This is a genomic window from Rhodopseudomonas palustris, assembly GCF_003591005.1.
Taxonomy (GTDB): domain Bacteria; phylum Pseudomonadota; class Alphaproteobacteria; order Rhizobiales; family Xanthobacteraceae; genus Rhodopseudomonas; species Rhodopseudomonas palustris_K.
In genome coordinates this window covers 176,549-196,433 of sequence record NZ_QYYD01000011.1, presented here as the reverse complement: position 1 = coordinate 196,433, position 19,885 = coordinate 176,549, and the positions used below count along the sequence as shown (strand labels likewise).

At 66.5% G+C, this 19,885-nt stretch carries 15 protein-coding genes and 1 pseudogene; 4 read left to right on the top strand and 12 right to left on the bottom strand.

What is annotated here, in order from left to right; translation table 11 throughout:
- From D4Q52_RS12900 to D4Q52_RS12875, 6 genes and pseudogenes are all read right to left on the bottom strand, one after another.
- A pseudogene (locus D4Q52_RS12900) lies at window positions 1–940 on the bottom strand (hypothetical protein); the annotation flags it as partial.
- Window positions 941–1,153: 213 nt separating this feature from the next.
- Window positions 1,154–1,633 (bottom strand): RT0821/Lpp0805 family surface protein, encoded by a 480-nt coding sequence (locus D4Q52_RS12895; protein WP_119856949.1) that lies wholly within the window; start codon window positions 1,631–1,633, stop codon window positions 1,154–1,156.
- A gap of 104 nt (window positions 1,634–1,737) precedes the next feature.
- Window positions 1,738–3,135: a sensor histidine kinase gene (locus tag D4Q52_RS12890; protein WP_119856948.1), complete on the bottom strand. Its 1,398-nt coding sequence runs from the start codon at window positions 3,133–3,135 to the stop codon at window positions 1,738–1,740.
- Window positions 3,136–3,191: 56 nt separating this feature from the next.
- Window positions 3,192–3,866 (bottom strand): response regulator transcription factor, encoded by a 675-nt coding sequence (locus tag D4Q52_RS12885; protein WP_119856947.1) that lies wholly within the window; start codon window positions 3,864–3,866, stop codon window positions 3,192–3,194.
- 95 nt (window positions 3,867–3,961) lie between these two features.
- Window positions 3,962–4,534, bottom strand: coding sequence for a 3TM-type holin (locus D4Q52_RS12880; RefSeq protein ID WP_119856946.1), 573 nt, complete (start codon window positions 4,532–4,534; stop codon window positions 3,962–3,964).
- Between the two features lie 2 nt (window positions 4,535–4,536).
- The gene (locus tag D4Q52_RS12875; RefSeq protein WP_234831178.1) at window positions 4,537–5,364 is read right to left on the bottom strand and encodes a glycoside hydrolase family 19 protein; all 828 of its coding nucleotides are present in this window, start codon (window positions 5,362–5,364) and stop codon (window positions 4,537–4,539) included.
- Between the two features lie 316 nt (window positions 5,365–5,680).
- Between D4Q52_RS12875 and D4Q52_RS12870 the strand changes: the two genes are divergently transcribed.
- Both D4Q52_RS12870 and D4Q52_RS12865 read left to right on the top strand, forming a co-directional pair.
- On the top strand, window positions 5,681–6,514 hold the full coding sequence (locus tag D4Q52_RS12870) for a class I SAM-dependent methyltransferase (RefSeq protein ID WP_147407790.1): 834 nt from the start codon (window positions 5,681–5,683) through the stop codon (window positions 6,512–6,514).
- 230 nt (window positions 6,515–6,744) lie between these two features.
- Window positions 6,745–7,539, top strand: a complete 795-nt coding sequence (locus D4Q52_RS12865) for a class I SAM-dependent methyltransferase (protein ID WP_119856944.1) — start codon at window positions 6,745–6,747, stop codon at window positions 7,537–7,539.
- 501 nt (window positions 7,540–8,040) lie between these two features.
- Here the strand turns inward: D4Q52_RS12865 and D4Q52_RS12860 are convergent.
- Entirely contained in the window at window positions 8,041–10,089 is a 2,049-nt protein-coding gene (locus tag D4Q52_RS12860) for a DUF2793 domain-containing protein (protein WP_119856943.1), read from the bottom strand.
- 15 nt (window positions 10,090–10,104) lie between these two features.
- On the bottom strand, window positions 10,105–13,956 hold the full coding sequence (locus D4Q52_RS12855; RefSeq protein WP_119856979.1) for a baseplate multidomain protein megatron: 3,852 nt from the start codon (window positions 13,954–13,956) through the stop codon (window positions 10,105–10,107).
- Window positions 13,957–14,113: 157 nt separating this feature from the next.
- On the opposite strand from D4Q52_RS12855, the gene D4Q52_RS12850 reads away from it, so the two are divergent.
- Entirely contained in the window at window positions 14,114–14,620 is a 507-nt protein-coding gene (locus D4Q52_RS12850; protein WP_119856978.1) for a hypothetical protein, read from the top strand.
- On the opposite strand, the gene D4Q52_RS12845 is transcribed toward D4Q52_RS12850, so the two are convergent.
- Window positions 14,587–15,057, bottom strand: coding sequence for a peptidase P60 (locus D4Q52_RS12845; protein ID WP_182915303.1), 471 nt, complete (start codon window positions 15,055–15,057; stop codon window positions 14,587–14,589). The two genes, D4Q52_RS12850 and D4Q52_RS12845, sit on opposite strands and share 34 nt — an antisense overlap.
- Window positions 15,058–15,075: 18 nt before the next feature.
- A complete protein-coding gene (locus tag D4Q52_RS12840) occupies window positions 15,076–15,975 on the bottom strand; it encodes a DUF2163 domain-containing protein (protein WP_119856942.1) in 900 nt (299 codons plus the stop codon).
- A 157-nt stretch (window positions 15,976–16,132) separates the two neighbouring features.
- Here D4Q52_RS12840 and D4Q52_RS12835 point away from each other — a divergent pair, with 157 nt between their 5' ends.
- Window positions 16,133–16,873, top strand: coding sequence for an SDR family NAD(P)-dependent oxidoreductase (locus tag D4Q52_RS12835; RefSeq protein WP_182915302.1), 741 nt, complete (start codon window positions 16,133–16,135; stop codon window positions 16,871–16,873).
- Between the two features lie 35 nt (window positions 16,874–16,908).
- Here D4Q52_RS12835 and D4Q52_RS12830 read toward each other — a convergent pair whose 3' ends face one another.
- Together D4Q52_RS12830 and D4Q52_RS12825 are read right to left on the bottom strand one after the other, a co-directional pair.
- Window positions 16,909–17,541, bottom strand: coding sequence for a response regulator transcription factor (locus tag D4Q52_RS12830; protein ID WP_119856941.1), 633 nt, complete (start codon window positions 17,539–17,541; stop codon window positions 16,909–16,911).
- Complete coding sequence (locus D4Q52_RS12825) at window positions 17,538–19,853, bottom strand: PAS domain-containing protein (RefSeq protein ID WP_119856940.1); 2,316 nt, start codon at window positions 19,851–19,853, stop codon at window positions 17,538–17,540. The genes D4Q52_RS12830 and D4Q52_RS12825 overlap by 4 nt, the downstream gene beginning before the upstream one ends.
- Window positions 19,854–19,885 lie beyond the last annotated feature (32 nt).

Below are 19,885 nucleotides of genomic sequence, written 5' to 3'. Positions count from 1 at the left end.
CCCCCCCCCGCCCCCGCCGCCCCCCCCCCCCCCGCCGGGCCCCCCCCCCCCCCCCCCCCCCCCCCGGGGGGGGGGGCCGCCCCCCCCCCCCCCCCCCCCCCCCCCCCCCCCCCCGCCCCCCCGCCCCCCTCCCCCCCCCCCCCCCCCCCCCCCCCCCCCCCCCCCCCCCCCCCGCCACCCTGATTTCGTCGTCGGAGCCGGCAACTTTGATGGCCAGCCGCACGATCTGCCACGGCTGCGTCAGATGGCGCAGGATCAAGGTCAGCGCGAACGGCAGCATGATCGGGGTCTGCAGCGCCGGCGCGTTGAGCGACGCCAGCATCGAATTGACCTGTGACTCGCCGAAGCTGCGCAGGTTGGACGACAGCTTGCCGTCGAACGTCTCGAGCGCCTCGCGATTGGCCAGCACGGCGCCGACCCCGGGCAGATCCTCCACGGTCGACGGCGGCCCGACCCGCGACATCGCGCGCTGCCGGTCGACGCCCGGCTCCGGATTGATGACGTTGTCGATCGCCTGGGCGGCGGCGGCCTGCAGCTTGCGGACCAGCGCGTCGATTTGCGCCGCGGTGCCGCCGCGCAGGCCGATCAGCCCGCCTTCGAATTCGCGAACCTGCGCCGGGATCGCTTCGCGCTCCAGCCATTGCCAGATCGAGGTCAGCGAGCCGCGGCGGATCTGGCCGGGGCGCGGCTGCTGGCTGTTGTCGATCAGGAACGGTTCGAGCACCCGAAACATCAGCCGCGCCGGATCGTCGGTGCGCGGCGCCGTGTTCTCATCCGAACCGCGGACGACCTTGCGCAGTTCTTCGAGCACGAAGCGCGCGACCGCGACGTCGTCGCCGCGCTCCAGCGCGCGTTCGAACTCGCGCATCAGCAGCGCCTGCGACTGCGGCGGGAGCTGGGCGAGGTACTCCCTCAGCCGTTCGGTCGATGTCTGGGTCATGCGCCCGAATTCTGCGTGCGTGCGGTGGCGTCGGCCACAGCACATGCACGCCGGACGCTATCCCTCAAGATAGCAGGTGCGGTGTTAAGAAGGAGTTGCGGCAACCGGATAGCATCCGGGATTCAGGCTCTGCATCAATCGCAAGCAACGGTCGCAAGCTTTTGACGGATCAGCGTATTCCCGTTGATCGGGACAGCCCCGGGGGAGCCTGGACTAGCCGGCCGCCGTCCAGGGGCCGTCATTGGTGCGGCAGGCGGTGCCGCGGGAAATCTCGAGCTGGCCGCCGACGGTAACGCTGTGGGAGAAGCCGCGGCAGGTCGCGCCCTGCTTGGCGTAAGCGGGACCCGGAACGATGTTGCCGTAGCGCCCAGAGGTCGGGTTCTTCCACGGCACCGGCGCCCCGGACTCGCCATGGTCGAGTGCTTCCAGCTCTGCCGCATAGGCGATGCGGCGGTCCTCGGCATTCAACAGCGCGCCGATCTTCGGACCGATCAGCCCGCCCATCGCGGCGCTGTCGACCGCAGCCGCGGCGCCGTCGCCGGAGCGCCCGAAATCGTTGCCGACATTGCTGGTGAAGGAATCGACCCGTGCATACAGCCCGGTGGTGCGATCGCAGCCGGCCAGCGCCAGTGCAGACAGCACCAACAGCCCCACCGAAGGCTTCGCCAGACCAGCACGCCGACGCATCGTCATCGCAATCCCCACTTGTCCCCTCGCAGGTGGTTCTACACCGAAATTCCTAACGCTCAAGCAACGGAGCGGCGAAATCGGGCGACGCTGTGGCAGCCCCTGATTCGTTATGCCGCAGGCAGGGTGAGCTCGGCGCGCAGGCCGCCGATCGGCGCATGGCCGAGCGTCAGTTCCCCACCGTAAAGCGCTGCGAGATCGACCACAATCGCCAGGCCGAGACCGGAGCCGGGCTTGCTCTCGTCGAGCCGCTGGCCGCGCCGCGCGACCTGGGCCTGTTCGGCGGCGGACAGCCCGCGGCCGTCATCGTCGACGATGATGCGGACCACCCCGGTCGGTCCGCGTTCCGCGGTGGCTTCGATGAACACCCGGCTGGTCGCCCATTTGCAGGCATTGTCGACCAGATTACCGACCATCTCCTCGAGGTCCTGCTTCTCGCCGCGGAACTTCAGCCCACTGGCGACCTCGGCGCGGACCTGGATGTCGCGATCACGATGGATCTTTTCCATGGTCCGGCGCAGCGCCTCGATCACCGGCTCGACCTCGGTGATGGTGCCGACCACCGTCAGCCGCGCCGCGATCCGCGCCCGCTCCAGATGATGCGCCACCTGGCTGCGCATGATCTCGGCCTGCTCCAGCACCTTGGCGGCGAGCGGATCGCCCGGCCGCGCCGCGGCTTCGTTGACCAGCACCGACAGCGGCGTCTTGATCGCATGCGCGAGGTTGCCGACATGGGTGCGCGAGCGCTCGACGATTTCGCGATTGGCCTCGATCAGCGCGTTGGTCTCGCGCGCCAGCGGCGCGATCTCGACCGGAAACTTGCCCTCCAGCCGCTCGGCGTGGCCGGACCGGATGTCGGCGATGGAATCCGAGATCCGCTTCAGCGGCGCCAGGCCGAACCGGACCTGAAAGATCGTGGTCAGTACCAGGCCGATCGACAGCGCCACGAAGGTCCCGGCCAGATAATAGTCGAAGGTCCGGGTCTCTTCGAAAATCTCGGTGGCGTCGCCGGCGACGGTCACGACGTATTTGCCGTCGGCGCCGAGGTCGACCGGACGCTCGACCATGCGCAGCGTCTGCCCTTCCGGTCCTTCGACATAGCCCTGCCGCACGCCCGACGAGCCGAGCTCGACGCCCTGGTCCTCCAGCTTCGGCAGCTTGCGATCCCACAGCGAGCGCGAGGCGCGCGGATCGATCTTGTCGGTGTCGGTGCGGACGATCTGCCAATACCAGCCGGACAGCGGCAGATCGAACAGCGGTTCGCCGATCGACTGGAATTGGTCCGGGGCAGCATCCGGCGTCGCGACCTCGGCGATGATGGTGCGCAGATAGAGATTGAGCCGGCGATCGAAGGCGCGTTCCGAGGCCTGCCGATACACCGAGGACAGCACGATGCCGGTGATCGCCAGGATCACCACGACCCATGCCGTGGCGGACAGGAACAGGCGGGTGGCGAGCGAACTGGCGCGGCGGCGCAGCGGCTTGGCGGGAGCGGCGAGGTTCGCCATCAGCAGCCCGGCTTCCGCACCATCGCCCTCGCCTGCCCCATGGTCACGGCTGGGACCTAGTGGGATTCGACGGGCGGCGTCGACAGCAGATAGCCGAGCCCGCGCACGGTCTGGATGATATCGACGTCGAGCTTCTTGCGGATGCGGCCGACGAACACCTCGATGGTGTTGCTGTCGCGGTCGAAGTCCTGGTCGTAGAGATGCTCGACCAGTTCGGTGCGCGACACCACGCGGCCGGCATGGTGCATCAGATAGGCCAGCAGCCGGTACTCGTGCGAGGTCAGCTTGACCGGATGGCCGCGGACGCTGACGCGGCCGGTCCGGGTGTCGAGCGCCACCGGGCCGCAGCTCAGCTCGGATTGGGCGTGGCCGGCGCTTCGGCGCAGCAGCGCCCGGATCCGCGCCAGCACTTCCTCGAGATGAAACGGCTTGGCGACGTAGTCGTCGGCGCCGGCGTCGAAACCCTGCACCTTGTCGCTCCAGCGGTCGCGCGCGGTCAGGATCAGCACCGGCATCGCCCGCTGATTGCGCCGCCAGGCTTCGAGCACCGAGATGCCGTCCATCTTGGGAAGCCCGATGTCCAGCACCACGGCGTCGTAGGGTTCGGTGTCGCCGAGGAAATGCCCCTCCTCGCCATCGAAGGCGCGGTCCACCACGTAGCCGGCATCCGTCAACGCGGTGGTCAGCTGGCGATTGAGATCGGGATCATCTTCGACGACGAGCAGCCGCACTTTGAACTCCGCTCTTCCGAGTCACTGGCGATATTACCGTCGTGAAGATGAGCGGCGGCGGCGTGAATACGCGATGAACGGCGCCTCCGCATGCATTACTTTTTCTTAACGACGGCTTTCACCAGTCTGTCGAGGACGCCGGGGCTCTCCTGCCCGGTGGCGGCGCAGACCTTCTCGCGCGTCCGGCCGCTGACGTAAACGCCTAGCACGCCGAACCGGAAAGCCCAATAGGTCGCCAGCAGCGCGGTCGCGCCGATCAGCGCGTTGATGGTCTGGATGTCGCCGGTCCAGAACTCGTGCACCAGCACGGCCCACAGCGCGGCGCATTCGATCGTCAGCTCCCATGCATAGGCCGGCCGCCACCAGCGCTGGATGACGTCGCTCGACGCGATCTCGGCGCGGATTGTCGCCTGCGTTTCGCTGATTGCGATCCGCTGGGTCTCCGCCTCGGCGCGGATCAGTTCGGCCCAGCGCGCTTCGGCTTCGGCGATCTTGTCCGGATCGGCCGCCGGCAGCGCGACCTGAACCGCTGACGGCGTCGCCGTCCCCGCTCCCAGTACCTCGGACAGGATCTGCCCGGCGGCGCCGCCGAGCGGACCGCCGAGCGCGCTGCCGAGCATCGGCGCACCGAGCCCGATCACCTGTTTGGCCAAATCGCTCCAATCCATGATCAGCTCCTCTTGAGAACAGCGGCGAGCGCCGCGATGAGATTGCCGAGCCGCGACGGCTGCGGCGGTGCGGACGACGAAGCCGGCGATGCGGCTGGCGGCGTCGGCGGAGCGGCCTGCGCCGGCGCTTCCGGCACCAGCGGCGGCGAGCAAATGATCGGCACCTCGCCGAGCGCGCCCTTCCAGCGCGCCAGCCACGCCCGCCGCTGCGCCAGCCCGATCGTGCCGCCGTTCAGCCGCCGGGTGACACCGACGATGTCGTCGGCTCGCGCGAACGGCAGACAGCCGCAGGCGACGAAATCAGCGACGCCGCACAGCAGGAAGTGGCGCGGATCGTTGACCAGGTCCGGGTGGTTGACGAGGTCGAGCCCGGTCGCCTGCGCCAGTCGCGCGTAGCCCTCGCGCCCGGTGGTCTGCGCCGCCCCGCGGCCGCGATAGGTCCAACCGTCGTCGGAGCCGGACGCGTTGCCCATCCGGCCATTGTAGACCTTGTTGGCGAGCGCCCGCGGGTCGTGCGCATAGGGCGTCGCACTGGCCAGCGTGCGAAACCGCGACGGCCAGACCTGCATCATCCGCGCCGCGGTGTAGTTCAGATTCTCCACCACGTCGCGCCCGGCCCCGCACTCGTGGCTGAGCTGCGCCATGACATGCGCGACCAGAAGCGGTATATCGATCCGGTATCTGGCGAACACCGCCGGCGCCGCCGCGACGATCCCGGCGCGCAACCCCGGCACTACCCGATCCACATCCGGCCACAGACGCGTCAACACCTCGCCGAACGACGATTGCTGCATGATGATCTCCATGTGGTGAAGTATCACCGACGGCATCAGCCGCTCGGGAGGGGCCGCACGGCGGTACATTGCAGAGGCGACAGCCCAGACGTGACCGAGAAGATCGACCGCCGCTGCAGCCAAAACGCATTGATAGGCAAATTAATCGCACTCGACTTCATCGAGCCCGATGGACAGCACGCAAATCGCTGCCGTCTGAGCTATCCTCCGCATTTGCGCGAGACACTTCATCTCAGACTATCGTCCTTGGCGCGAACACCATTGCTGTACTACTTTATTTACTCATCTTTCCAGGACGCTCTTCATGAGCGATGCTCAACGCAGCTCAAAGCACAACAAGTGAGAATTGATCGTGATCATTGACGACAACGTGGTCTTGGAAGTCCTCGAAACACTTGAGCTGCCCTTCGGCCTCAGCAACCCAGCCTACATGGCCTATCATCGCGTATTTATTCGTCGCTATTCCAATACGCTGGCCTGCCTTGTCGACCTTCCCCGCAATCTAAAAGTTCTTGAATTGGCCGCGAGCCCTTACGGGATGACCGCCATACTAAAGAGGCACCTATTCGACGACCTTGAAGTAGCCAATTTTGGACAATGCGGCGAAACCCGTACAGTAAGCCTCAAAGTTGGAGCGAACGGCTATTGCTTTAAGGAAACAACCTTCAACGCCGAGACGGACGCCTGGCCCTATCCGGACCAGAACTTCGACCTCATTGTTTGCTGCGAAATGCTGGAACATCTCGCGATGGACCCGATGAATGTCTTCGCCGAAGCCAACCGCGTGCTGCGGCCCGGTGGACGATTTTTCGTCTCCACACCCAACGCTTCATCGTTCCAAAATGCAGTCAAGTGCCTCGCATTTAAGGCTCAAAGCCTCTCACCCCATTACCGCACTCCAATGAGCTTGGCGGGCATCTACCAACGTCACAATCGAGAACTTACACCCCCGGCTTTGCAGGCGTTGTTTTCCGCCGGCGGCTTTCAAAGAGAAGCGTTCACTACTTCTGACAGTTATCCCTTTGACAACTGCAAATTTGACGATTTGTTAATCGACCAATTCCGCAGATTTTTTAGCACTGATATGCGGAGTGACACCATGAATTTTCTTGGACGCAAGGTAATACCAGTGACCACACGCTACCCGACCATTGAGGATCTCTATCTGCAAGGAGACCACTCATGAGAGGGGTGCAACACTCGAAACCGTAGATCCAATTCACTTTGTGCCCGAGCTTGGGCAGCCAACTCCTTTTCCCCACCACCTATGAATACAACAACATTCCCACACTGCTCGTAGGGTTTATGCGTCTATCTACTCTCTCGGCTCGAGAAGGCATTTTGAGCCGTCGAGCGGTGTCTACTTAAATCCGATCGAGCAAGACTCAGAATGAGATCCTGTCGCGAGAGTGATCAATGAAAAATGATGATGACCTGATGGGCCATTGGCAAGGCGTAGTGGAGACTCGTTTCGCATATTGTCCGGTTTGCGGAATCCACGGCGTCTTCAGATCATACGCACCGCAGGAGTTTCCTTGCAAACGGAACGACTTCATTTGCCAGCATTGCACCTCAGTGGGGCGCAATAGACATGTTGCCATAGCCGTACTCGACATTTTCAAAACACGCACAAGTGCCGCATCGTTGACCGACTTTGCCCTTAATTTTGAGGGAGCCCTCTATATCACATGTGTAAAGGAAGCGGTCTACGAAGCGGTCAAGACTGGCAAGAACGTTGTTAGCAGTGAATATGTGGATGGTGTCGAGCCGGGCACCTTCAAGAACGGCATCTTGTGCCAGGACATTCAGCGCACAACTTTTCACGACAATTCATTCGACCTAATCATTACAGAAGATGTTCTTGAGCATGTCCCAGCCCCGGAACGCGCGTTCAACGAAATCCGTCGCATTCTTAGACCCGGCGGATATCATATCAGCACTATTCCGGTTTCTTGGGATCAAGAAGTTAGTTTTGCCCGAGCAAAACTGAAAGACGGTGACGTTGTTCACTTGGTTGAACCCGAGTATCATGGCGATCCATTCCGACCTGAAGGCGTACTAGCCTTCACGACCTATGGACGAGATATCGTCGAGAGGTTTTGCTCATTGATAGGTCCGTCCGAAATTCTCTCAGCGCACGGGGACAAATTCTACGAAAGCGTTTTTGCCATCTACAATAGCTGGGTCTTTGTATCACGGAAGATTGGATAACTTGGCTTTCAGTTCCTCCTTCGAGCCCCTCCGCGATTGCAAGACTCCAAGTCCAGGAAGACAGCCCTATATAATTAAACTGACCCATAATTGAATGTCGTTGGCTTTACTGACAATAATTTGGCAGATCTCGACGGCCCTCCCCCTGCTGCACGATACGGAGTGGTTGCCGCCGGCTCGACGATTGAAGGGCATCGTCACCCGAAGACGCGTAATATTTCACCCTCGAAGTTGAACCGTTGAACTTTCGCCTCCGTCCATAGCGCGATCAAGCTTACCTCCGCCGACCATTGTGCGCATTGTTAGTCCGATAGAAGTTCCGGTGAATGCTGTCGTAACGCTGTCTCCCGACCGCGATTGATATTGGAGGTCGTGATCAGGCTTTGACTGACCGACAAACACCGGCTGGGACAACCAACCCGTCATGCAGGGTGTACTGGAAGCTCGACCTAACGGGTCGACTAACTGCACCCTTAAGTTTTCAAGTCCTATTCGACACAACTACAGCCGAGCACTAGCGACGACCTGGACCATCAGCGCTGTCAAAGCCGAGACAGCAATATTGTTGACATTTGGAGAACAACTCTTTGAATTTATGCCATTCGCTATTCCAGCAATGTCTATAGAATTGCTCTGATTGTAAATCTGCCCAGCCGCTCCGGTCGCCTGTGAATACAGCATCACCGAGGGCGCGGTGCGCATCTCGACCGGAAACAGCCAGGTCGGCAGCGATGCGTAGTTGCAGGGGGCTTCGACAATATGCTGGAGCCCGCCGCCTGCCCATGGGGTGCCGGGGGGAACGGCGGTGGCGTAGGTCTTGGCGAAGTAGCGCTGGCAGTCGGCGAGCACGTCGCGCCAGCGCGGCGCCACGAATGGCGTCGCCACACTGCCGCGCTCGAGCTTGACCTTGCCGATGTCGAGCGTGACGTTCTGCGGCTGCGCCGCGTCGGTCCAGAACAGGACCGCGAGATTGTTCATCACGGGCGACACCGTGCCGCTGAGCGGCAGAAGGTCGGTCAGCGTATTGGCGGCAAGCGTGGTGGCGCCGGTGCCGACCACCACGGTCGAGGCCGCGGTGAAGAAATTGCCGGCGGTCGGGCTGGCGCTCGCCCAATCCGCGATCAAGTCCTTGGTGATCGCGTCGGCGGTGCCGGTCCATTCGACGATGGCGTAGCGCAGCGTGATCGCCGACGAGCACCGTACCCTGGCCGACAGCACCACCGTCTGGCCGCGCAGCTCCCGGCACAGCAGTTTTTCCAGCCACTGGATCCGGCCGAACCGCTGCGGCGCCGCGGCGGACTGCAGCGACCGCATCATGGTCGGCGTGCCGGCCTCGGCGTCGGGCAGGCTGCTGACGCTCACCGCGGCGTCCTGCGTCAGCGTCAGCCACTGGTCGAAATCGTAGCTGGCGTCGGGCTGGCTGCCGATCGCGCCCTGCACGACTTCGCCGCTCGGGTTGATCAGATAGTTGCGGCCCGGCACGCCGGCATTGGCGCGTGCCTGCGCCTGCTGCGCCGGACTGAGGGCCTGGGCGACCCCATACGACACCGCATAGGCCGCGCCGCCGGCCAGCGCCTGCCAGCGCATCGCGGTGCCGTCGTAGCGCAGCACCGCCGCCTGCCGCGGCAGCACCGGAACCGGCGCGCCGAGCGCGAACCGGTTGGCGGCGGCCGAAGTGGCGCTGTCGTCGAGCAGCGTGATCGGCTGGCTGCCGACATTGACGATGACGAGAACGCGGCCCTCGCTGCCGCCCGCGAGCCCGCTGAGGCTGCGCGCCGCGTCCGACGACAGTTGCAGCACCGCCGCCGACGCCAGCCCGGTCGGGGCGTAATCGTTCTGGTTGGCGGCGATCTGCGGCGGCGCGACCACGCCCGACAACGCCAGCCCGCGCGGCAGCGCCAGGTTGCCGCTCGCCGGATCGATGATGAAGGCCTCGATCCAGGCGGCGCCGTCCGGCGAGACCTTGAGCTTGAACGCATCCGAGCCGACCAGGCCGAATTCGGCGCGGCCGGAGTAATTGTTGGAGAACACCACCGAAGCGGTCCTGGCGGCGCTCTCCTTCGACAGCTGCAGCCGGATGTCGCCGCTGCCGCCGGCGGCGGCCGCGATCGCCGCGAGCAGCGCCGCGTTCGATTTGACGCTCAGCAGATTGGGGGCCGTCGCCGTGGTGCCGATGCCGAGATGCAGAGCGTTGTCCAGCGACACCGGCAGGTCGCGCAGGTCGCGCCAGGTCGCGCCGTCGAACACCAGCAGGATGTCGTCGGCGATCGACCACACGCACCAGCCCGGCTTCGGCACCAGGAACGCCCAGGCGCCGTCCTGCCAGGTGGCGATCGCCTGGCCCTGTCCGGCCCAGGCGCCGCTGCCACCGGGCGCCACGATGTGGCGCTCGCCCTCGGTGGGGCTCGCCGGCGGCGCCGTCCGGGTGCGGTCGGCCACGGCGATCTGGATCGCGGCATCGAGGATGCGCAGCGCCTCGTTGTGGGTGACGTGCTTCTGCGCCTGCGCGGCCTCAATGAACGGCAGCGCGAGATTGGGTGTAGCAGTCATGGCAATCCTCTTGTCTCAAGGTACGAGCACAGCGTCGGCAGCCAAGCCGGCGCCGACGGTGGCGGACAGCTGCGCGATGCGCACGCGCAGGCTTGGTTGCGGCGCGCCGAAATCGGCGAGCTCGAGCGCCGCCGGATACAGCGCTTGCGGCGACGCACTGCTCAGCGATCGCACCACCGCGCCGCCGGGCGTGAGGATGTCGACGACGTAGGCTTCGCTATCCTCCCCGAGCGGCACCTCGCCGTCCCAGCTGTCCGCGTCGATGCGGCTGCGGCGGATCCAGCTCAGATGCACGCCGGCGGCGTCGCGCGAGGCCCGCAGATGTACTGGCGCCAGCGGTCGCAGCGCCGTCGCGCCGGGCGTCATTGTCAGCGCCACCGCGCTGGGATCGTCATGGCTGCGCGCCGCCGCGACCACGCGCAACAACCGAGGCCGGCCCACCGCATCGCGCCCACGCGCCAGCGGCACCAGATTGGCATCGAGCAGCACGAACGGCGCCCCGGCCGGCAGCGGATCGCGCATCGCCTGCTCGCTCCCCGCCTGGCCGCGCAGCAAGCGCGACAGCAAGTATGTGTGTCCATCGACCAGCTCCGCATTGGCAAATTGCAGGATCTCCCACGCGCCGTCGGCGTTCTGCACCGCCGCTGCGTTGCCGCCGGCGAGCACGCGCGCATCCGGCAGCGACGTCAGCGCGCCGCCGTACAGCCGCACCCGCAGGCGATTGCCGCGGTCCCACCGCGCCAGCGGTCCGCGCCGCAACGGATCGAGCGTCTCACCGACCACTGCCCGCGCCGCCGCGCTCGCCAGCGGCTGATAGCTCGCGCCGTCGGCCGAGGCGTAGATCAGCTCGGCACCGGGCCACGGATTGGCGAACACCGCGAGCCGCGTCAGCACGTCGGGTGCCCGCGCGTCGATCGCCGGCAGATCCAGCGCCACGACATGCGCCGGCCCGAGCGCCGCCGGCAGCTGCGGCGCGATCCGCCGCGGCGCCCGCTGCGGCAGCGCGAACACCTCCGGATCGATGCTGCGCGCCCTGAGCTGCCGCGCCTCGGCGTCGACGATCTCGCCGATCTCGAACAGCCGCCGGCGGCCGTTGAGCGTCACTCCCACCACATCACCCGGCGCCAGCCGCAGATGCTGCGGCCCGAGCGCGAAGCTCGCCGTCTCGCGGCCGGCCCACAGATCCTGCAGGAAGATCTCCGCACGGCGCGTCGCCGCCGCCTCGTTGGTGACCACCGCGAGGTCGCTGTGCAGGATTCGCGCGGCGCCGCCGACCAACCGCCGCGACGCGGCTGCGGCACGTCGATAATCGGCCAGCGCGTCCGAGAAGCCGAACGCGATTTCGTGCGGCAGCTCGGTCTCCTGCGCCCGCGTCAGCCGTGACGGCGTGCCGTTGTCGGGCAGCACCAGATCGTCCTCACCGAACTCGGCCGCCGGCGCGCCGCCGCGCTGCACGAAGCGCAGCACGCCGCCGGCTGCGGCCGCATCGAACGCATAGGCCATCGCCAGCGGCTCGATCATCGCCCGCGGCGTCATCGGCCGGTCGACCACATAGCCGTCGCAGGCTTCCCGCAACGACGAACTATCAACCCCGCCGACCCCGCTGTCCGCGAGCAGCTGCGCCACCAGCGCATCGAGCGGCGCGCCGCCGAGCCGGCCGCTCAGCCAATGCCCGGTCTGCCAGTTCGGCGCGTCGCTCCACACATTCTCCGCCGCGGGAAACACCGGATAGGGCCGCGCGTCCCAGGTCCACAGATGGATCGCCGACGGATCGATCATCCGCCCGCCATACAGCGGCGACACCGGGTTACGCGCGTCGCTCGCACCGAACGCCGGATCGAACGCGGCGATGATCGCCTCCAGATAGCGGCGCTGAATCAGGTCGTCGCGATCGCCGCTGGAGAAATACGGTGAAAAGTTCTCACTGGATTTCGGATCGGGAAACACGCTCGGCTGGTTGGCGCCCTTGTCGACCGCCGGGCAGCCCACTTCCGTCAGCCACACCGGCTTGCTCATCGGCAGCCACGCGGTCGGTGCCGCAAGCTCGACGCCACCGAGCCGCTCGTGATGCGGCTGCGCCCAGAAGCTGCGGATGTCCTTGACGCGAAACGTCCACGGCTTGCCGAGCCCGTCGGTGATCGGCGCGCGGGCCTGTGCGGCGCGGGCCGCGTCGTCGGCGTAGTACCAGTCGAACGCTTCTCCGGCCGTGACGTTGCGCGCCAGATAATCGCGGTCGTAGGTCGATCCGGCGATCGCAGAATCCAGATGTCCGGCGTCGTCGCGCCAGTCGGCCAGCGGCGCGTAGTAATCGATGCCGACAGCGCTGATCGCCGGCGACGCCCACAGTGGGTCGAGCGGAAACCGCACCTCGCCGGCGTCCGGCGTCACCACGTCGGCGCCGTACTCGGTCCAGTCGGCCCCATAGGTCACCAGCGTGCCGGCGCCGGCGATCGCCTTGGCGTCGCCCGCCAGCGCGACGAGCTGCTGCACCGCCGGATACACGCCCTCTCCGGAGCGAACTCGCGTCAACCCGCGCAGCTCCGACCCGATCAGGAACGCGTCGACGCCGCCCGCAGCGGCGCAGAGCCGGGCGTAGTGCAAAATCATCCGCCGGTAGTTCCAGGCGCCGCCGGTGAAGAAACTCGCCACCTGCCCGGCCGCGGCCGCGCTGCCTTGCGGCGAGCTGGGCCGCCCTGGCGCCGGATCGCAGGTGATGCGGCCGCGCCAGGGATAAGGCGGCTGCGGCGCCGCGCCGGTCCACGGGTTCGGCAGCGCGTTGCCGGCCGGCACGTCCATCATCACGAACGGATAGAACGTCACCTTCAAGCCGCGCGCCTTCAACTCCGCGATCAGATGACGAACGCTGTCGTCGGACGGCGTGCCGCCGAACGCCGGCCGCCCGCCGACCTGCGACACCAGCCAGGCATCGTCCCGGCTCGCGCCGTCGACCGACCAGATCGTCCGGTCGAGCCATTTGTCGCGGCTCTCGACCCCGGGCCGCACGCTGCACTGCCCCGCGCGCAGATCGGAGCCGAACCACGCCACCACCACCGCGACGCGCTCCAGCCGCGGGCACACGCCCTGCAGATCGTCGAGCGCGGCAACGACATCGGAGGGCGCCTCGGTGACGTGGCGGTTCTCCGGCGCGGACGTCCCCTTGTCGACGATCTGCACCAGCGTCGATGGCTCGTAGCCGAATTCGGTGGTGCCGGGGACCAGCGTCACCGCGCGCATCATCTGTTCAAGCAGGCCGATCGGCCGGATGATCTCGAACGACAGCTGCGGAATGCGGTTGCCGAAATCGGCCAGCGGCAGCCGCTCGAACACCACGTAAGCAAGACCGCGATACGCCGGAGCGTTGCCGGCGCCCTCCTTGGCGACGATCAGTCCGTCCGGCTGCTGCCCCTCGTCGCCGCGATAGACCCGGACGTTCAGGCCGGACAGGTCGAGCGGCTTGCCGTCCGCCCAGATCCGCGCGACGCGGCCGATCGGCCCCTCGCACAGTCCGACCGCGAAATTGGCGAAGTACGTGTACGTCGTCGTGGTCGTGGTCGGCCCGCCATAACTCTTGCCGCCTGCCGAGCTCTCCTCGTTGCTGATCACTTCCTCGAGCCGCGTCGCCCAGATCACCTGCCCGGCGAGCCGCGCCCGGCCGTAGACGCGCGGGATCGGCGCGCCCTCGGTCGAGGCCATGATGTCGAGATCGGCGAGCCGTGGCCCTTCGACGTGGCGCGAACCGCCGCCGAACAGCGACTGATCGAGCGCATTGCCGACCACCGCGCCGGCAATGCGGCCGGCGATCGCGCCCGCCGGCCCGAACAACGCGCCGACCGCACCGCCGGCGAGCGACAAAACCAGAGCTGCCATGAGCTTCGCCATTCGTTGAAGGAGGTGTCCAAGTCACCGCCGTCGCGGAGCTGCGAACCCCGACTGCGACGGAATGATGAGTCGCGCCGCATTGACGGCGGGCGCGGCATTTGCATCGTAGGCCGCTGCGGCACGGCCGCCGGCTCGGGATGGAATGATGCAGGATGTATTAGCAGGTGCTGGAGCCGCGATCGCGGCGTGGGTGGCCGTGTATTTCATCGGCAAGCCGGTCGTTGCCCTGCAGCAGCAGCGGATCGCCGCCTTGCAGACGGCCGAACGTTACTACGCAGTCGACATGGCTGCGACCGAAGCCGAACGCGACGCGGCCGTGCAGGCGTTGTTCGACGTCGGCATCGCGCTCCGCGCCTATCATCGCGGCTGGTCGACGGCGGTGCGGATGTGGTGCTGGGCCCGCGGCTACGACCTCGACCTGGCGACGCAGTGCCTGTTCGGTCTCGCCGAAGGTCCGCGCGGCAAGATGACGATCCCGCTCGACGCCCGCCGCAACACGCTCGCCGCACTCTACGTCGCGCTCGGCGCCGACAAACATCTGTCCCGCGAGACCGTCGCGGCGATCCGAACCATGATCACCCAGACCCAGGCCGCCGCCCATACGCCGCCGCCCGCGTCTCAATCCTCCACCCCCGGAAACGCGAACGCATAAGCCAGCCGTCGCCGCCACCATGGCGTGATCGCGATCTCACACACCGCCGCGCCATCGTGGGCGTGGATCATGGTCGCGGGCGAACTCGCGATCGCGACATGCTTGGCGACGTAGGTGTCGCGCCAGCGGAACAACAGCACGTCGCCGGCGCCGAAGGCGTCGCAGGCAATCGGCACAAGGTGGCGCAGCGCCGCCTCCGCCAGCGCTTCCTCGCCGCGCGCCTCGGCCCAGTCCGGCGCGTAAGGCGGCGGCGCCTCCGGCTCGGGGCCGATGCAGCCGCGCCACACGCCGCGCACCAGCCCCAGGCAATCGCAGCCGACGCCCTTCAGCGATGCCTGATGCCGATAGCGCGTGCCGATCCAGCTTCGCGCCTCGGCGACCAGCGCGTCGCGCGTGAGTGATGCCTGAATCCGAAGATCGCCTGCAGAGTAAATCATGGTCCTGCACCAAGCTGATTACTTGTCGCCGCCGATCGACCCGCCGCCATGGCCCGGCGTGCCCGGCACCGGGTAGCCGACGACGAAGTCGTTGCCGGGAATTTGCGGAAAGCCGCGGAAGTTGACCGAGTTGCCGAAACGGTCCCGACAGGTCGAAAACTGCTTGTCGCACCCTGCCGTCACGACGAAGCCATCGCCCTGCGCGATCGGCTCGGCCATCGCCTGCCACAGCGATAGCCGCGCCTGCCCGGCCACGATGCGATGCTGCTTGATCTCGATCGCCGCGCCGGCATTGGCGCCGCTGCTCCAGCGCAGACGACCGCCGGTGAACAGCCCCGCCGCAAAGCCATCGAGCCCCGTCACCGCGAGCGTGGACACGCCGAACATCGCTGCGACGCTGCCGGTGCCGCGCCAGATCGCGTTGCCGAGATCGACCCGGCAGCGGCCATCGCCGAGATCGGCACCGCAGCTCGCGGTGTACAGCCGCCCGCTCTCCTGCGACAGCAGATCGGCCAGCCCGCGCAGCTCGGCCGTGAAGGCGCGCCCTTCGCGCCGCACCTCGCCGAGCCTGCCCCGCGCCGTCAGCACCCGCAGCGACGGCTCGCTCCAATCGACCAGCCAGCTTTCGATCGCGGCCGCATCAAACCGCCCCGCCGCCAGATCGGCCTCGCTGAGCAGATCGTCGGCCAGCGCCCCGGAAATCTCCGCGCCATCGACCGACAGATCGAATCTCTGCGCCGCCTCCGACGCCGCAAACCCGGTGCCGGCACGGCAGCACACGTCCTCGATCGTCAGGTCACGATCGTGATCCGTGAAGCCGAACACACCGCCGTCGCTCCGCCGCACGATCCAGCATTGCGCCAGTGTGGTCGTGCCGGAGTCGAGCCTGGCCTGCAAAGCGGAAGGAATGGCACGCATCGGAAGCTCCCATCACCAATTCGAACGCCAGGACGTCCGCATCGCACGCCGGCTACGACCAACATGTTAGTTCGCCATGCACATGGCCGATGGCAGCAACACAATGCTTCACCCACAATTGGCACGCTCACCGCGTTGCCCTGTGTGAAAGACCGACATGTCCGATCAGGCCGAAGACAAATCATCCGCCGCCATCGTCTTCGGCGGCTCGCGCGGCATCGGCGCCGCAATCGCGCACCAGCTCGCCGACGACGGCTTTGCGGTCGCCCTCACCTATCTGGCCAACGCCGATCAGGCCGCAGCCGTGCGCGACACAATCCTGCGCAGCGGCGGTCGGGCCATCGCCGTGCAGGCGGACAGCCGCGACCCATGGGCAGTACGCGAGGCGATTGACGCCGTCGCCCGGGAGCTCGGACCGCTCGACGTTTCCGTCATCAACGCCGGCGCGCTTCGGCTGGCGCCAATCGCGTCGTTCCCGCTGGAGGACTTCGATCTGCTGGTCGACGTCAATATCCGCGGCGTGTTTCTGACCATGCAGGCCAGCATCCCCGCACTCCGCAACGGCGGCCGCCTCATCACCATCGGCAGTAACACGGCGATCCGCAGCAGCTCGCCGCAAGGCGCGGTCTATGCGATGACCAAGGCGGCCATCGTGAAATTGGTAGAAGGGCTTGCACTCGAACTGGCGCCACGGCGCATCACCGTCAACAATGTGCAGCCCGGTCCGATCGAGACCGATTTGACCGCCGGCATGGCGGCGGCGCTGGCGGAGAGAATTCCACTGCGGCGCATCGGCAAGCCCGCCGAAATCGCCGCGCTGGTGTCGTTTCTGGCGAGCAGCGATGCCGGCTTCATCACCGGCGCCAGCCTGACCATCGATGGTGGATTTGTGTTGTAACGACGACGCGCCCGTCCGCCATCAGCGGGGATCGTTCAGATGCCGGCCTTCACGCCAATCGCCTCAGCCATCCGCACCAGGTCTGCGACGCTGCGCGCGGCCATCTTCTTCATCATGATGCCGCGGTGGATCTTGACGGTGACTTCGCTTACCTGCAGACGTCCGGCGATCTGCTTGTTCATCAGTCCAGCGGCAACCAGGACGAATAACTCCGTCTGACGCGGCGTCAGCGACTCGTAGCGCCGCCGCAGATCGGCGACCGCTCCGAGTGCGTCGCGCCGTTCGCGATCCTTGGCCAGCGCCCGCATCACCGCATCGAGCATGTCCTGATCGCGAAACGGCTTGGTCAGGAAATCGACCGCGCCGGCCTTCATCGCCCGCACCGACATCGGGATGTCGCCATGGCCGGTGATGAACACGATCGGCACGTCGAGGCCGGTCTTCGCCAGCGTCTCTTGGAAGTCGAGGCCGCTGACACCCGGCAGCCGGATGTCGAGCACCAGGCAGCACGGCACATCCGGAATCCCGGCATCGAGCACGTCCGCCGCCGACTTGAAGACCTTCACGTCGAGATCCATCGACCGGAACAGATAGGTCAGCGCGACGCGCATCGACTCGTCGTCGTCGACCACCAGCACCATCTGCTGAGGCGGCAAGCGGTTGATCATTCGGCGGCCCGCGCTGGACCAGTCCCGGCATCGCTCGGCATCCCCATCCCCATCTCCACGACCGTCGCCAAAGCGAACCGAAACGTCGCGCCTGGCCGCCCGGCATTCGCTGTCGCCCATAACCGGCCGCCATGTGCCTCGACGATCGACCGGCAGATCGGCAACCCCATGCCGAGGCCCTTCGGCTTGGTGCTGAGAAATGCATCGAACAAGGTCTGCGGATCGGCCGGAAGCCCGACGCCATTGTCCTCCACGGCGATCACCGCCCGACCCTCTTGGTCGCGCGACGCTCTCACGACCAGCTGGCGCGGACGATCGACAACGGCGCGCATCGCCTCGATTGCGTTGACCATCAGGTTCAGCACCACCTGCTGCAACTGAATGCGGTCGCCGAGCACGGTCGGCGCATCGTCGAGCTCACACCGCAGCTCAACCTTTGCGGCCCTGATCTCGCTCTGAATGATCGACGCGACATCGGCAACGACATCGGCGAGCCGAACCGGCGACCGCTCCGGCTCCGCCCGCGTCATCAGCGCCCGCACCCGCCGGATCACCGCGGCCGCCCGGTTGCCGTCCTTGACGATCCACTCCACCGCGCCGCGGACATCGTCGAGCGGCTTCACCGGCCGATCGAGAAAGCGCAGGCAGGCCTGGGCGTTGGCGACGATCGCCGCGAGCGGCTGATTGACCTCGTGGGCGATCGTCGCGCTGATCTCGCCGAGCGTGGCGACCCGCCCGGCATGCGCCAGCGCCGTCTGCGCCGCGTACAACGCCTCCTGGGCGCGCCGCGCGTCGGTGATATCCATCAGCGCGCCGACGATCTCGGTTCCGCCGGCCGCGTTGCCGACACGATGTGCGACGACCCGCAAATACTTGATCGATTCGTCCGGCAGCAGCAGACGGATTTCGTAGTCCCAGTTCTCCGTTTCACCCGCCGCGCGGCCGAGTTCGCGGACCCATTTGGCGCGATCGTCGGGATGCACTCGCTGCATCACCAGCTCGGTCGACAGCTCGGAGCGGTGATCAACCTCGACGATCTTGTAGGTCTCGTCGGACCAGTAATGCTGATCGCTGGCAGGATCCCACGCGAAGCTCGCGGTCTTGCTCAGCGCCTGCGCTTCCGCCAGATACAGCTGGCTGCGCTGCAGTGCGATCTCGGTGCGTTTGCGGTCCTCGATATCCGTATTGGTGCCGTACCACGCGACGACATCGCCGCCGTCATCGCGAACCGGATTGGCGCGAAATAGAAACCAGCGATACACGCCGTCGAACCGGCGCATCCGGGCTTCGATCTCGCCGTCGCGCTTGGCGGCGAGCATCTCGTCCCATTCGCGCCGCAGCCGCGGCAGATCTTCGGCATGAATGATCGACATCCATTGCCGTCCGCACGCTTCCTGCAGGGTCAGCCCGGTGTAGTCGAGCCAGCGCTGGTTGAGATACTCGGCCAAGCCCATCCGGTCGGTGCGCCACGCCAATGTCGGGATCGAGTCGAGGGTGAGCCGCAGTTCGCGCTCTGCCGCGGCGAGCCGCATCTCGCGGTCGCGCAGCGCGTCCTCGGCGATTTTGCGGTCGTCGATGTTGAAGCCGATCGAGAACCATCGCACGATCCGCCCGTGCTCGTCGCGCAGTGGCGCGCGGCGAATGCTGAACCAGTGAAACCTGCCATCCGCCCCACGGATCGGCGCCTCGGTCGCCACCGGCTCTCCGCTCGCCAACGCCGCGCGCCACATCGCACGCTCCGGGTCGTCCGGATGAAACAGCGTGCTGCCTCGCACGACGGCGTCGGCCAGAGTCATGCCGGTGTAGTCAATCCACGTCTTGTTGACGAGGCTGTGAACGCCATCGGGCCGATAGATCGACAGCATCGCGGGGATCGAGTCGATCGTCACCTGCAGTTCGCGCTGCGCCTCGACGACGCGCCTCTCGCTGTCGCGCAGCGCCGCGTCCGAGCGCTGCCGCGCATCGACGGCCCGCCTGTACTGGTCGCACAAATAGGCGACGAACAGCGCCGCCGCCGCGAAGAACACCAACTGCGGAATGTCCTGCCGCCGCACCGCGAAGCTGTGCAGCGGCGGCAGGAAGAAGTATTCGAACGCCAGCAGCGCCAGCACGATTGCCATGATCCCAGCGACCATGCCGCGGCGCCAGGCGACATACATCACTCCGCAGGAAAACAGCGACGCCGACGGCGTGATCGCGAGCGCGCCCTGTAATGCAAAGCCGCCGCCGATGGTAAGCGCGACGACCAGCGAAGCCAGCCCACAGTCGGCGCTGAGCTTGGCCAGCGACAGCGGCGCGGGACGTCGGAACACGATCGGCTTCTCCTCAAGCTGTGCCGCGGATC